The 14,641-nt window shown below is 36.2% G+C and carries 10 protein-coding genes and 1 pseudogene; 6 read left to right on the forward strand and 5 right to left on the reverse strand.

What is annotated here, in order from left to right:
- Positions 1–89: 89 nt before the first annotated feature.
- The gene (locus ES711_RS02750; protein ID WP_146889581.1) at positions 90–1,514 is read right to left on the reverse strand and encodes an L-serine ammonia-lyase; all 1,425 of its coding nucleotides are present in this window, start codon (positions 1,512–1,514) and stop codon (positions 90–92) included.
- 338 nt (positions 1,515–1,852) lie between these two features.
- A complete protein-coding gene (locus ES711_RS02755) occupies positions 1,853–2,356 on the reverse strand; it encodes a hypothetical protein (protein ID WP_146889584.1) in 504 nt (167 codons plus the stop codon).
- A gap of 171 nt (positions 2,357–2,527) precedes the next feature.
- On the opposite strand from ES711_RS02755, the gene dnaK reads away from it, so the two are divergent.
- The 3 genes and pseudogenes from dnaK to ES711_RS02770 all read left to right on the forward strand — a co-directional run.
- Complete coding sequence (gene dnaK / locus ES711_RS02760) at positions 2,528–4,435, forward strand: molecular chaperone DnaK (protein ID WP_146889587.1); 1,908 nt, start codon at positions 2,528–2,530, stop codon at positions 4,433–4,435.
- An 851-nt stretch (positions 4,436–5,286) separates the two neighbouring features.
- On the forward strand, positions 5,287–7,764 hold the full coding sequence (locus ES711_RS02765) for an Ig-like domain-containing protein (protein ID WP_170245227.1): 2,478 nt from the start codon (positions 5,287–5,289) through the stop codon (positions 7,762–7,764).
- A 772-nt stretch (positions 7,765–8,536) separates the two neighbouring features.
- Positions 8,537–9,073, forward strand: a pseudogene (locus ES711_RS02770) (Hsp70 family protein); the annotation flags it as partial.
- A gap of 101 nt (positions 9,074–9,174) precedes the next feature.
- On the opposite strand, the gene ES711_RS02775 reads toward ES711_RS02770, so the two are convergent.
- Both ES711_RS02775 and ES711_RS02780 read right to left on the reverse strand, forming a co-directional pair.
- Positions 9,175–9,726, reverse strand: a complete 552-nt coding sequence (locus ES711_RS02775; RefSeq protein ID WP_146889593.1) for a hypothetical protein — start codon at positions 9,724–9,726, stop codon at positions 9,175–9,177.
- A 532-nt stretch (positions 9,727–10,258) separates the two neighbouring features.
- Positions 10,259–10,969, reverse strand: coding sequence for a Crp/Fnr family transcriptional regulator (locus ES711_RS02780; protein WP_146889596.1), 711 nt, complete (start codon positions 10,967–10,969; stop codon positions 10,259–10,261).
- Between the two features lie 109 nt (positions 10,970–11,078).
- Here ES711_RS02780 and ES711_RS02785 point away from each other — a divergent pair, with 109 nt between their 5' ends.
- Both ES711_RS02785 and ES711_RS02790 read left to right on the forward strand, forming a co-directional pair.
- Entirely contained in the window at positions 11,079–12,074 is a 996-nt protein-coding gene (locus ES711_RS02785) for an NAD(P)H-dependent flavin oxidoreductase (RefSeq protein WP_317129853.1), read from the forward strand.
- Between the two features lie 77 nt (positions 12,075–12,151).
- Positions 12,152–13,357 (forward strand): NAD(P)/FAD-dependent oxidoreductase, encoded by a 1,206-nt coding sequence (locus tag ES711_RS02790; protein WP_146889602.1) that lies wholly within the window; start codon positions 12,152–12,154, stop codon positions 13,355–13,357.
- Between the two features lie 49 nt (positions 13,358–13,406).
- Here the strand turns inward: ES711_RS02790 and ES711_RS02795 are convergent, their stop codons facing one another.
- Positions 13,407–14,060: an alpha/beta hydrolase gene (locus ES711_RS02795; protein WP_146889604.1), complete on the reverse strand. Its 654-nt coding sequence runs from the start codon at positions 14,058–14,060 to the stop codon at positions 13,407–13,409.
- A gap of 155 nt (positions 14,061–14,215) precedes the next feature.
- Between ES711_RS02795 and ES711_RS02800 the strand changes: the two genes are divergently transcribed.
- Positions 14,216–14,641, forward strand: coding sequence for a PaaI family thioesterase (locus tag ES711_RS02800; RefSeq protein WP_146889607.1), 426 nt, complete (start codon positions 14,216–14,218; stop codon positions 14,639–14,641).

The following is a 14,641-nucleotide window of genomic DNA, read 5'->3' on the forward strand; positions in this document are numbered from 1 at the left end:
ATCGAAATATAGTGTAAAAATAATTACAAACTAGTTTGAATTCATACAGCCACTCGTGTAAAGAATCCAATAGTACTAGGTTTATTTAACTAACAGTCCGATAAATTCACGCTTACGGCCAAACCGCCTTCGGAGGTTTCCTTATACTTTGTATTCATGTCCTTAGCAGTTTCCCACATGGTCTGCACCACTTTATCCAAAGGCACTTTTACGTTTTTAGGATCGGTATTCAACGCCAGCTCTGCAGCATTGATTGCTTTTAAAGCGCCCATCGCATTGCGTTCTATACAGGGAATTTGCACTAAGCCTCCAATGGGGTCACAGGTTAATCCGAGGTGATGTTCCATAGCAATTTCCGCGGCAATCAAAACTTGTTCAGGAGAACCTCCCAACAATTCACATAATCCAGCTGCGGCCATGGCGGATGACACGCCAATTTCAGCCTGACACCCACCCATAGCTGCTGAAATAGTGGCATTTTTCTTGAAAATGCTACCAATCTCTCCCGCAACTAAAAGAAATTTTTTGATATGCTCAAAATCACCTTCATGGTTTTCAATAACTAAATAGTACATGAGCACTGATGGAATTACGCCGGCACTACCGTTTGTAGGTGCTGTTACTACTCGCCCTAAGGCAGCATTGACCTCATTGACGCTTAAAGCAAAACAGCTGACCCATTTTAAAATCTGTCTGAATTTAACTTCTGTTTGTCTAATGGTTTCCAACCATTCCTGCGGATCGTTATAGGGGATGTCACCTTTTAAGTTTTCGTACATGTCATAGGCGCGTCGTCTGACATTTAAACCGCCGGGTAAATGCCCTTCAGTGTGACAACCAGTATACATACACTCCAACATGGTGTCCCAAATTCGGTGCAACTCAAAATCGATCGTGTCCATAGCTCTGATGGATTTCTCGTTTTCTAAGACCACACTGGACACGGGTAAATCTAATTCCTTACAATAGGCGAGGAGTTCTGTCCCCAACCGAATTGGGTAAGGGAAGGTGTTTTCGAAAATCTTATGATTCTTTTTAGAAACCTTGCGTTCTTCTTTAACCACAAATCCGCCACCAATGGAATAGAAAGTCGAACTTGTTTTTCGACCGTCAATGAGAGCGGTGAACTTCATACCATTGGCGTGAAAGGGTAAGAACTTTCGGTTGAAGACGATATCTGTTGCAGGGTCGAATGTAATAGCAACTTCGTTATTAAATAATAAGGTATGGGTGCTTTTTACAGTGGCGATGATGGATTCCAGAGTATCGATGGGAATACGTTCAGGGTCGGCGCCATAAAGACCTAAAATAACAGCATAATCGGTGGCATGACCTTTACCGGTCAAGGACAAAGAGCCATAGAGGTCTACGGTGATACGTTCAACTTTATCAAATTTTTTGCTGTCCTTTAATTCCTTAATCCAGCGTTCCGCAGCACGCCAAGGTCCTAAAGTATGGGAACTTGATGGGCCAACGCCGATTTTTAACATGTCGAATACTGAAATACACTCCATTAACGAAAACGATTTAGAGGTACAAAGATAGCCTCTTTTTACTTCAAAACGGAATTGAAATGCCCCAGAAATAAGAAGACAATTTATCTGCTTGAAACTGTTTAAATTAGGTCAATTTACCTGACATTATTAAGGAGAAGATAGTAAAAAATAAACGCCATATAGTTTAAGCGAAAAGGCTTAATCTGCCGGAAAGAACAAGGTTTTACCAAAATTAAATAATAGTTAGTGATTTGGCATCATCATCATTACATTCACTTTTATGACCTTAAATTATATGTATAAAAAAAAGGATGCTTTTAAAAAACATCCTTTACTAATATATAATGTATTTAAAATTATTTCAGATCAAAATTCTTGATGTTATTCGCTTTCATGACCTGGTCTAGATTAGAAACGTCAACGGCGTCCACATTATCAGCAGGAATGACTACCACTCTAAACACTTGGTTTTGGGTCCATTCTGCATCCAATGTATTTAAATCGACCGTGCCGTCTAAAAAGAAACGCACATCAGTTTGGGTGAAGTCGAAATTGTATACCAAAGTACCACTTTCAAAAGCGACGCTTTGTGGGAGTAAACGCCAGATGTCTGTGCCGTTATCGGTTTCCCATAAAATATAAACCAGTGCAACATCAGATGGTTTGACATCGAAGCCATAATTTTCAGTGATTGAAAAATTATTAGCAGCATTAAAATTGACATCTATTTCAAAAGCAGATGATGTAATAATTCCGCCGTTAATACCATCCAGTCCTGGAGGTCCTGGAGGGCCTTGGTCGCCTGAACAGGCCGTGAATGTTAAGGCTATAACACATAATAAGGTTGCGATCTTTTTCATGAGATTTTTTTTTGGTGAATTGTAAAATTACGAATGTATTGCGATAAAGGCTCATAACTATGCCAAAATATTTTGTAAAAATGACACCTTGTCACATTTTCTGTCATGGCACAATGATTGACATATACAAAGAGAAATAAAAAATTAATAATTCAACACAAAACATATATTATGAGTAAAATAATTGGAATCGATTTAGGTACAACCAACTCTTGCGTTTCGGTAATGGAAGGTAACGAGCCAGTTGTAATTCCTAATGCAGAAGGTAAAAGAACTACACCATCTGTCATTGCTTTCGTAGAAGGTGGTGAAATTAAAGTTGGTGATCCAGCAAAACGACAAGCGGTAACAAACCCTACAAAAACGGTTTCTTCCATTAAACGTTTTATGGGTAATAAGTATTCTGAATCTAAAAAAGAAGCAGAACGTGTACCATATAAAGTGGTAAAAGGAGATAATGATACGCCAAGAGTAGATATTGACGGTCGTTTATATACCCCACAAGAATTATCAGCAATGATTCTTCAAAAAATGAAGAAAACTGCTGAGGATTATTTAGGGACAACGGTTACTGAAGCTGTTATTACGGTACCAGCTTACTTTAATGACTCTCAACGTCAGGCTACAAAAGAAGCTGGTGAAATTGCAGGTTTAAAGGTGCGTCGTATTATTAACGAACCAACTGCTGCTGCTTTAGCTTACGGATTGGATAAAAAAGGAATTGATCAAAAAATAGTTGTTTTTGACTTTGGTGGTGGAACACATGATGTGTCTATCCTTGAGTTGGGTGATGGCGTTTTTGAAGTATTGTCAACAGAAGGAGATACTCACTTAGGTGGTGATGACGTAGATGAGAAAATCATCGATTGGTTAGCTGACGAATTCAAAAAAGAAGAAGATATCGATTTGCGTAAAGATCCTATGGCGCTTCAACGTTTAAAAGAAGCATCCGAGAAAGCTAAGATTGAATTATCATCTTCAGCACAAACTGAAATCAACTTACCTTATGTAACAGCTACAGCAAGCGGTCCTAAACACTTGGTTAGAACGTTGAGCAGAGCTAAATTTGAGCAATTGATTGATGATTTGGTAAAACGTACTATTGAGCCATGTCAAAATGCAATGAAAGCTGCAGGTCTTTCAAAAGAAGATATTGATGAAGTTATCTTGGTTGGTGGTTCTACACGTATCCCAGCTGTACAAGAGGCGGTTGAAAAATTCTTCGGTAAAAAACCTAGTAAAGGTGTAAACGCTGATGAAGTTGTGGCCGTAGGTGCTGCAATTCAAGGTGGTGTATTGTCAGGAGATGTAAAAGATGTTTTATTACTTGATGTCACTCCGTTATCTCTAGGTATTGAAACTATGGGTAATGTGATGACGAAGTTAATTGAAGCGAACACGACAATTCCTACTAAGAAATCGCAAGTATTCTCAACAGCTGCAGATAATCAACCTTCAGTGGAGATCCACGTATTACAAGGTGAGCGTGCTATGGCTGCCGATAATAAAACTATTGGACGTTTCCATTTAGATGGTATTCCACCAGCACAACGCGGAACGCCTCAAATTGAAGTAACGTTTGATATTGATGCCAATGGTATCATTCACGTAACTGCTGGCGATAAAGCGACAGGAAAAACACAAGACATTCGTATTGAAGCGTCTTCTGGACTGACTGAAGAAGAAATCAAACGCATGAGAGCTGATGCTGAAGCAAATGCTGATGCTGATAAATTAGCGAAAGAAAAAGCAGACAAATTAAACGCTGCTGATGCTATGATTTTCCAAACGGAAAGTCAGTTGAAAGAATTTGGTGAAAAATTATCTGATGATAAGAAAAAACCAATTGAAGAAGCGTTAGAAGAATTGAAAACTGCTTTCGACTCTAAAGATATCGCAGTCATTGATCCTGCTCTTGAGAAAATCAATGAAGCTTGGAAAGTAGCTAGTGAAGAGATGTACAAAGCACAAGCAGATGCTCAGGGTGGTGGACAACCAGGACCTGATGCAGGAGCTGAAGGCGGACAGTCTAACGAAGGCAGTGATGTTGAAGACGTAGACTTTGAAGAAGTGAAATAGATTTAAAAGTTAGCAGTAGGAGGGATGTCAAATTTACAATGAATTCCAACTACCTAAACTATAGAAAATGGCCTGCAAGAATTAATTCTTGCAGGTTTTTTTTTGTAATTGCAATACATTGCTAAATGGAGGTACTTGTCTATAATGTAAAGTTTAAATTATAAAAGAAATGGAAAAAAATAAATTGTAATAAATTGATTGTAAGTTGGTTGTAATTTATTATCTTTAATTATTCCCATTATTTATTACAAAATTATTTTTGTTTAATGCCATTTGATTGATAGCAAATATTCAGAATTGAAAAATTACATCTTTGAACTTTCAGGTTCGAGAGATTCTTTTTCATGAGTTATCAACCAAGTCACGGCATGTGTTGGATTATTATTTAAATTGATATTAAATACAAAATCTAATGAAACAAAATTATCTTCTCAACCTTTTACACAAATGTGGCCAAGTCATACATTTTGATGACCAAAATTGCTTGGCATCTTTTGATTTTCTACTTCTTCTTTCGGATGACACATTTTACAGGCGTTTCTGTATTCAGAATTAATCGCTATCTCCACACAAAAAATCTTACATTTTAAATTAGCCTTTATTATCTGCCTAGAATTTTGAAAACTGATTTTTAAGTATCTAAACTGTTACTTTTAAACTTCAGCAACTTACATATTGTTATAAAAACTGATTTATTATTAAGTTAAAACAATGATGTGATGTTATCTAAAAACTTTACTATTTCTAGTAGAAAAGGGATTTCTACTAAAAATGCAATATCCTTCGGGAATTGTTCTTCGACATTTTGTAATCGCATAATAGGCTTTACCTTCTTTATGCTTTTATGTGTTATGTCAAATGAGCTTACTGCTCAAATTAATATTTTTGACAACTTAATTGGTGATTGGGTGCCTGTCTTAAATGATGCATCTAATTCGGCAAAATCATTTTCTAGAGATGCCAATTCGTCTAATGACACTCAATTTACTCAAGGTTCTCAAGATCCCGATTATATTGCTGACTGGGGTTGGGAATTTGGGAATACCAATGATAAAGGTGACATTTCCAATGCGGGAGCTGCCCTAATTGGTGAAACTTTATACTTTTTTAGCGATAGAACGGCAATTAATGGTGATGCGTCAATTGGATTTTGGTTCTTTCAAAATAGGGTGTCAAGAAATCCGGATGGCACTTTCTCTGGAACACACACAGTAGGTGACATTTTAGTATTAAGTAATTTTACAAATGGAGGGGGTAATTCAGATTTATTAATCTATACTTGGATAGGTGATGTTCCCGGTGGCCCTTTAAAATTTGAAAGAACAACCACGAATGCACATGTAAACACAATACCAATTGTAATTCCTAGTGAAGGTCCATTTGATGCCTCACGTAATGGAGGACTTGTGAATGGCGATATGTGGACCTATCAAGGGAAAAACGTACCTAGCGTAGGGACGCCTTCACCTAATAACTATCACACTGGTGCCTTTTTTGAAGGATTTGTGAATTTAAGCGCTATAAGTGACAAATGTTTTACAACATTTATGGTAGAAACTAGAAATTCTCAATCCATTAACGCAGCACTTCAAGATTTCGTAATGGATGAGTTTGGCGGAATTCCAAGCGCTCCTGTAACAAGTCCAATGGAATACTGTATGGGAGAGATCGCCTCGCAATTAAGTGCTACGGGATCAAATTTATTATGGTACGATTCTATAATTGATTCTACGGGAGATACCACTGCACCAACACCAAATACAAGTGTTGCAGGTGTTTATGATTTTTACGTTTCTCAAAGTACGGACCGAGGATGTGAGAGTGAGAGAGCATTATTAAGAGTCACCGTAAATCCTAAACCTTCCTGTTCTATCTCAAGTAGTACTGACCCAAGTTGTAATGGTGGATCTGATGGTTCATTGACTTCGGTAGGAAGTGGAGGTACCGCTCCATACTCTTACAGTCTAAATGGTGGCACTTCCCAAGCTGATGGTACGTTCAGTGGATTATCAGCCAATGTTTTATACACAATTGAAGTCACTGATGCTAAAGGTTGTAAATCCACCTGTAGTAAAACTTTAACTCAACCGAATAGCTTAAGTTGTTCTATCTCAAGTAGTACTGACCCAAGTTGTAATGGTGGATCAGATGGCTCCTTAACATCGGCTGGAAGTGGAGGCACCACACCATATTCCTACAGTTTAAATGGTGGCATTTCTCAAGCGAGTGGCACATTCAGTGGGTTATCAGCCAATGTTTTATACACAATTGAAGTCACTGATGCTAAAGGGTGTAAAACTACCTGTAGTGTAACCTTAAACCAACCGAATAGCTTAAGTTGTTCAATAACAATTAACAACAATGACACTTGTGCTGAGGGTGCAGATGGAAGTGCGACCGTTGTTGCAACGGGTGGAACCGCTCCATATTCATATGTTTGGGATAATGGAGAAACTTTAGCTACAGCCGTAGCTCTTGGTCCAGGCCCGCATTCTGTGGTTGTAACAGATAAGAATGGATGTAAAACCACTTGTGAGACTACAGTGATGGTTGATGATTGTATGCAGTGTGAAACCGTTTTTGGTTATAATTCAAATTATTCATCATGTTTTCTCCAAGATCAGATTCCAAATAACCGTTGGGGTTGGACAAACCTAATTTCAGGTGAGGGTACATATTCGTTTAATTTATATGAAGGAGCAGCGCAATGCGATATCTCAAAGGGTATTTTAGCGGGAACTGCTACTGTAGTTTATAGCGGTGGACAGGTTACAGTTACTTATAATATGAATCCAGGGTACGTATTGAGTGAAATACATGTATATATAGGTAAGGAGAAATATCCAAGAAAAAATGGCAAAATTACTGTTGCTCCAGGACAATATAATATTAATCCAGATTTAGGTGGCAATTATGTGTCTACTTATCAAATAGGTCCAGTGCCGATAACAGCACCATTTTATGTCATACTTCACGGCGTGAGTTGCAGCTCAAGCTCTATACCTGTATTAGCGAAAGAATCAATTATCGAAACAGATCCTGCGGTGCTTCAAGACATAAAAAATCAAAACATCTCCGTGTCGCCTAATCCATTTATAAATGAGATTAATGTTAAATATTCTTATAATTTTGACACTGATGTTCGAATTGAAATTAGGGATTTGAATGGAATCTTAATTAAAACCATCCATGACAAAAACTATAAGAAAGGTTCGATCTCTGAGGTGAATGTAAACTTAGTCAAATATCTTGATAGGCTATTATTTGTGAAAGTAACAAGCAATCAAGGAAGTGTCGTTAAAAAAATTATTTCTACAAATAGACGTTAAAGAATTGTTTTAACGATCTGAATTATTGATAAAAGCTGCCTTTCGGGGCAGTTTTTTATTGATTTATGTTATTAAATGGAGATTGCTATTTAATGTTCAGTGGTTAATTAAATTGTCCATTGCATTATGATATAATTAAGTAATGCAGAAGGTGTTATTTTAAATAATATAAAAGACAATCAAACAATATAGGGCTCTTTTATAAGAGTATATTCATTAAATTTCACAGTTGTTTTCATTAGGACACTTATATTTTAAATCATTGTTGTCCGATAAAGAATCAAGACCGCTGCGCTTCTAGAATCAAGAACAAAGACTTGCTTGCAACTAACTAACAAACAACGATCATGTAAATTAAAATCACCCAGTCACTCTCGGTAAAAATAGCTTCTGAAAAGCAAGGTGTTATATTGAGAATCTCGTAATGTCTCTTGCTTTAAATGGGTTTGTTAAGTTATTTTTTATTTTTACCGGACACTAATGATTTTAAATTATAAACTTAACATAAATAAGGAAATTTTTAAAACATTATATTTTATAATAACTCTCTTATAATAGGCTACAGCAACGCAAGATGCTGAAATTCCGACGGGGAAGCTATTTTTTATGCATGTATAATAATTAGTATATTAATGAATTATAATACTTTAAATATGCGAATTAAACTTACCGAACTTCTCAATAATATACATCAAATCATTCAAGCACTAATACTCTTGGTGTCAATGCCTCAATGGTTATCGAGGCAATGAAAAAAGGGATCCCAGTTTTAATTCCACCATCAAAATGTGGAACACCACAAATTGAAGTAATGTTTGATATTGATGCCTATGGTATCATTCACGCTGGAGATAAAGCTACAGGAAAAACACAAGACATTCGTATTGAGACGTCTTCTAGATTAACTGAAGAAGAAATCAAACGCATGAGAGCTGATGCTGAAGCAAATGCTGAAAGTGATAAATTAGCGAAAGAGAAAGCAGAAAAATTAAATGCTGCTGATGCTATGATTTTCCAAACAGAAAGTCAATTAAAAGAATTTGGTGATAAATTATCTGACGATAAGAAAAAACCGATTGAAGAAGCGTTAGAAGAATTGAAAACAGCTTTCGAATCTAAGGATATCGCAGTAATTGATCCAGCTCTTGAGTAAATCAATGAAGCTTGGAAAGTTGCTAGTGAAGAAATGTACAAAGCACAAGCAGATGCTCAGGGTGGTGCACAACCAGGACCTTATGCAGGAGCTGAAGGCGGACAGTCTAACGAAGGCAATGATGTTGAAGACGTAGACTTTGAAGAAGTGAAGTAATCCCGATGTAATTGGGTTCACTTAAGTTTATTTTACATATAAAACGCAACCTTTTTTAAGGTTGCGTTTCTAGTTTCTAACAACTTGTAAATGCGCTGTTCTCAAAGATTTTTCGGATTTAAAATAAGACCGTTACAATCTACTTTTAAGTTCATTTTCTGACCATCTTTTATCAGTTGTACTTCATACAATCGTTTAATATCTTTATTCAAATTGTATTTTACCCGATATTCAGTAGTATTAAGTCTCCAATCTGGATAGGTATCTCTAAGTGATATTCTGACGACTTCCGGTAATCGAATGCCTTCAAATTTCTCATTAGAATTTAATAATTCACCTTCGCCACTAAATGACGCTAAAATACTTCCGTAGTTAGATTCGAATTTTACTTCGTAATTGTTGATGTTTTTAGAATATACAGTAGCACTTTTAATATCATATTTACCAACTTCATATTCTAAATGTTTGGCCTGGCTAGGCGCAGTAGGATCATTTACTAAATTGAAATAATGTGCGTTTTTAAGAGAGGAAACAACAACTTCTTTTAGTGCCACTTCATTACCCGGATTGGCATCATTTGCCATTTTAGTAAAATTTTGGGAGTACATTAGGCTGGTCAGACCTAGACAGAGACCAATCATTAAAGTTTTCATAATATATTGTTTTTAGAAGCAGGTAGTTTCCAAATTCCAGTCCATCTCAAAGCTACTCAAAGATTAACTGTATTCCGTTAACAGTTCACTGCAGAATTAGGGCATTATGGTGTAGTAGCAAGGTCACAAAAAAGTGTGCTTACTAACTGAATTTTATAATGGCTATTGAAAATAATACTAGGGAATTTTTTTGATTTGGTTGTGTGGGGAAGTTTAATATGGTAAAGGTAATGGATTGTTAGAGAGGGTTTTGCTACTCTAATAGCATTCCGTGCTTTTTAACACTTCTTTTAAAAAATATCATTAGTGTCCAATAATAATAAATTAACAAACTCATTTAAACTAAGGGACATTAATAGATATCCGAAATGAGACCTTACATTTTAGAAACTGTTTCTACCGAGAGGGAATGTGCGATTTTAATTTAAATGATCGTTGTTTGTCAGTTAGTTGCAAACAAGTCTTAATTCTTTATTCTAACAGCGCAGCGGTCTTGATTCTTTATCGGACAGCAATGATAAAATATATGACTTTAGGAAAATGGATCTCGGGTCTGGCTCTGTGCTTCCAGTAACTTAACATTAAGAATTTTGATGTGTTTCCGGCTGACGTCTATAATGCCTTCTTTTTTTAAGCGCTGAATATGCCGATTGATGACTGCTCTGGAAGTGCCTATCAGTTGTGCCAACTCATCGTGCGGTAAGTTGTCAATATTTTCTATGCGCTTGGTTTCTTTATTATAATGTTGCAACAATAAGTTAGCCACCCGTGCAGTAATAGTATTGGTGCCCACATCTAAAAGCTGCGATTCCAGCAATTTAAACTTCTCCATAGTATATTGAAAAAAAGCACTGAGCGTCTCTGGGTTGTTCTTTAACCATTCCCGCATCACATCTGTTGAGATAACCAACAATTGTAAATCTTCCAAAATGTCATAACACACATTATGTTGTACGGTGTTAATTAAAGAAAAGACATCAAAAATATCATTTTTTGAAAGTATGAATAACGTAAAATGCTTGTCGCACTCATTAAGATTGTAGACTTTAATTTTTCCCTTGATGATAAAGTGAAATTTGTAGAGATTATTTTCTTTATCAATAGTATGCGTCCCTTTAATAAAATGTTTCAAATTGCAACTAGCTACCAAATTTTCAAGTGATTGTTGAGTAGTGGTTTCGAATATTGAATTGTTTTTTAAAAGGTCGACATAAAAATCTGAATTATTTTGGTCTGCGTCCATTTTGAAAAAATTTGCAAGCAGCCGTTAGTAAGAAGGGGAAGTTTTAGAAAAGCTATCAAAATTACGTAAATAATTTGAATTCAATAAGTTATCTTAAACTTATTTTGAAATACTATGCATGCATAATAATTGTTATATTTGTGAAAATTCAAGCTTATACATGTCAAGACTAAATCAACTTCTCAACATAAAATATCCAATAATTCAGGCACCAATGTTTTTGGTATCCAATACGGCCATGGTCATTGAAGCCATGAAAGGGGGCATTGCTGGGTGCATTCCTGCTTTAAATTACAGAACCTTACCTGAATTAAAAACGGCTATACACGAGTTGAAAGCGGCCAAAGTGGAAGGCGGTTCTTTTGGATTTAATTTAATCGTCAATAAATCGAATCTTAAATACAAAGAGCAGTTGCGCGTGCTGTGTGAAGAAGGCTGTGATTTTATCATTACATCTTTGGGAAGTCCGGAAGAAACAATCAAACAAGCACATCAATCAGGCATTAAGGTATTTTGCGATGTTACTGATCTGAAATTCGCCAAAAAAGTGGAAGCCTTGGGTGCTGATGCAATTATTGCAGTTAATAATGAAGCTGGCGGACATCGTGGTGAGATCGCTCCAAAAGATTTTATAGAACTTTTAAAAACCAACTGTAATATCCCCATAATTTCTGCGGGCGGCGTAGGTACTAAAGCCGATCTAGACCAAATGTTAGCCTATGGTGCAGATGGCGTATCTATTGGCAGTCCGTTTATTGCCTCAGTAGAAGCAGGGGTGACGGATGAGTATAAACAAGCTTGTGTAGATTATGGCGCGGATGATATTGTCATGACCCAACGCATCTCCGGAACACCTTGCACGGTAATCAATACTCCTTACGTTCAGAAAATTGGAACCAAGGAATCGTGGTTGGAAACGGTATTGAATAAAAACAAAAAGCTTAAAAAATGGGTAAAAATGATTCGTTTTTCAATTGGGATGAAAGCCACTGAAAAAGCGGCCAAAGAAGCCACTTATAAAACAGTTTGGGTTGCCGGTCCTAGTATCGAACACACTACCGCAATTCTGCCCCTTAAAACAATTATTCATAATTTAACGGTTTAAAATATTGGTTTTGCGTTAATATTTTGAGGATATGATAGAGTGATAAGGACTAATTTTGTCATCCAAAACACATCGCTATGCGCTTAACATCTTCAGAACCCTTTTGGTTAGTTAAAAACGGAATTATTAATTCTTATCCATCTTTAGATCAGGATATTGAAACGGATATTGTTATTGTTGGAGCAGGGATTACCGGCAGTTTAATTGCCCATCAATGTATAGCCGATGGTTATAAAACAGTGCTGATTGATAAAAGGGAAGTGTGCCACGGCAGTACCTCTGCTACAACCTCTATGCTGCAATATGAAATTGATAAACCTTTATACGAGCTCATTCATTTGATTGGTGAAAAAGGTGCTGTGCTTAGCTATAAAACCTGCTATGATTCTATTGATCAGTTGGGAGACCTTTCTAAAACTATTAAATCCTCTTGCGGTTTTACAAAAAAAGAGTCGCTGTATTTTACTTCTAGAAAGAAAGATGTGTCCTGGCTAAAAAAGGAATTCGAAGCGCGTCAAAAACACGGATTTCCGGTAAAATGGTTAGAACCAGAAGAAATTAAAAAAGCATATCAACTAGAACACGCCTATGGGGGTATTTTGTCAGACCAAGGTGGTAGTATTGATGCTTTTCAAATGGCACATGATGTTATGGGCTACAATCATAAAAAAGGCTTGCAAATTTTCGATAAAACAGATGTTGATTCTATTAAATATCGCAAAAGTGACGTGGTTATCACCACAGAATATGGGAATACTATTACAGCCAAAAAAGTAATTTTTTGCAATGGTTTTGAAAGCGTCGATATTATTCCTGAGAAAATAGTTAATCTTCTATCAACCTACGCTATTGTGGGTGAACAGAATAAAACAGAACAATCGCACCTAAAGAACACCCTTTTTTGGAATACATCTGAACCTTATAACTATATGCGGACCACTGATGATAATCGGTTATTAATGGGGGGCGAAGATGAAGATTTTGTCGATGCTAATAAACGCGATTCATTGCTCAAAAAGAAATCTGATAAATTGGAAAAGGTCGTCCATAAAATACTTCCTAATTACAATTTTAGAGTGGATTTTGGTTGGGCTGGAACTTTTGGAGAAACAAAAGATGGCCTTCCATATATTGGAAAACATCCCGACTTTAAAAACGCCTATTTTGTTTTAGGATTTGGTGGTAACGGCATTACATTTTCTGCCATTGGCATGGCTATGGTGTCTGCAATGCTCAAAGGCGAAACGCATGAGCTTTCAGAATTTTTTAAGTTTGGGAGATGATTTAACTCTTAACTTTTAAAAAACACTCATGACATTAGAGTTTGTAAATTTATATGCCACCAGCTAATTTGGTAATGAAATTTTTATTCACCACATGTCCACCGTCAAAAGGAGTGATTTTTAAATCGCAATGTCCAAATAATTCAAAAGCTCTATTTTTTTCAGAGACGAGGCGGTCTTCATCCAGATATTCATCAGAAGTTCCGTAGATTAAAGAAACTTTGGTATTTGAATTTAAAAATTGAAAATCTGTAGCACTAAGTTCTTTAGGGATGCCACCCGACATCATTACAATTTGAGCACAATTTAATTGTCTTTTTGCAATATATCTTAAGGCTACTGAAACACCTTGGGAATATCCTAAAACAATTAGATTTAAATCTGAGTAGATAGCTTCTGCCTCAAAAACGGCGTCGAAATAACGAAGGACATTTTCTGTTTCTTTTATAGTATGTTCTTTAGTTAACCAACTTGCGCCGACATGTTTAAATTTTGGTGGCGTATAATATTTACTTTGCGCTTGTGGGGCTATGATATAATTTTCATCAGAATTTAAATCGTTAAAATAGTTTAGAAAATAACGGCTTAAATAGCCCATACCATGACATACAAACCAAACGTTCTTGGTTTTATCCGATAACGTATGTAAAGTAGAGTAGGTGTTTGTAGTTTGGTATGTAATTTCTTTTTCGTTTGACGTCATGTTGCTTAATATTTTAAATGTAAAGGTAATCAGAAGAAAATAGAATCATAAAAATTGTGCATTTCCATAAACGGCTGTGAGCATTCATGGTAATTTTGGTCACATCTCATATTGTTTTGTACCTTTACTTTTGGTAAATCATAAACAGAAAATTCATGCAATTAACTAAAGCAGACGTGTTGGCAAAAGCAAATGCGGCCAGTAAAAACACCCTAATGGAAACTTTAAATATTGAAATGGTGGATTATGGTTCCGATTTTTTAGTTGCTAAAATGCCAGTTAACTCTAGGGTTTACCAACCAGATGGCGTGCTACATGGTGGTGCCACGGCAGCTTTAGCCGAAAGTGTTGGGAGTTTCGCTTCGCATATATTTCTTGATACAGAACATTTATTTGTACGCGGACTTGAAATTACGGCTAATCATTTGAAATCGGTTAAGGACGGTCATGTCTATGCTAAAGCAACTTTCCTTCATAAGGGGCGCACTACTCAACTTTTAGATATCAGAATTACGGACGATCACGATAATTTAGTGTCTATTTGTAGATTGACTACCATCAGTTTACCAAAAAATAAATAA

This window comes from Gelidibacter salicanalis (assembly GCF_007997285.1).
GTDB classification, from domain to species: domain Bacteria; phylum Bacteroidota; class Bacteroidia; order Flavobacteriales; family Flavobacteriaceae; genus Gelidibacter; species Gelidibacter salicanalis.

Coding starts and splice junctions, on each gene's coding strand:
- ES711_RS02755 (WP_146889584.1), bottom strand. CDS start 2,356: ATGAAAAAGATCGCAACCTTATTATGTGTTATAGCCTTAACATTCACG.
- ES711_RS02800 (WP_146889607.1), top strand. CDS start 14,216: ATGCAATTAACTAAAGCAGACGTGTTGGCAAAAGCAAATGCGGCCAGT.
- ES711_RS02765 (WP_170245227.1), top strand. CDS start 5,287: ATGTCAAATGAGCTTACTGCTCAAATTAATATTTTTGACAACTTAATT.
- ES711_RS02775 (WP_146889593.1), bottom strand. CDS start 9,726: ATGAAAACTTTAATGATTGGTCTCTGTCTAGGTCTGACCAGCCTAATG.
- ES711_RS02795 (WP_146889604.1), bottom strand. CDS start 14,060: ATGACGTCAAACGAAAAAGAAATTACATACCAAACTACAAACACCTAC.
- ES711_RS02780 (WP_146889596.1), bottom strand. CDS start 10,969: ATGGACGCAGACCAAAATAATTCAGATTTTTATGTCGACCTTTTAAAA.
- ES711_RS02750 (WP_146889581.1), bottom strand. CDS start 1,514: ATGGAGTGTATTTCAGTATTCGACATGTTAAAAATCGGCGTTGGCCCA.
- ES711_RS02790 (WP_146889602.1), top strand. CDS start 12,152: ATGCGCTTAACATCTTCAGAACCCTTTTGGTTAGTTAAAAACGGAATT.
- dnaK (WP_146889587.1), top strand. CDS start 2,528: ATGAGTAAAATAATTGGAATCGATTTAGGTACAACCAACTCTTGCGTT.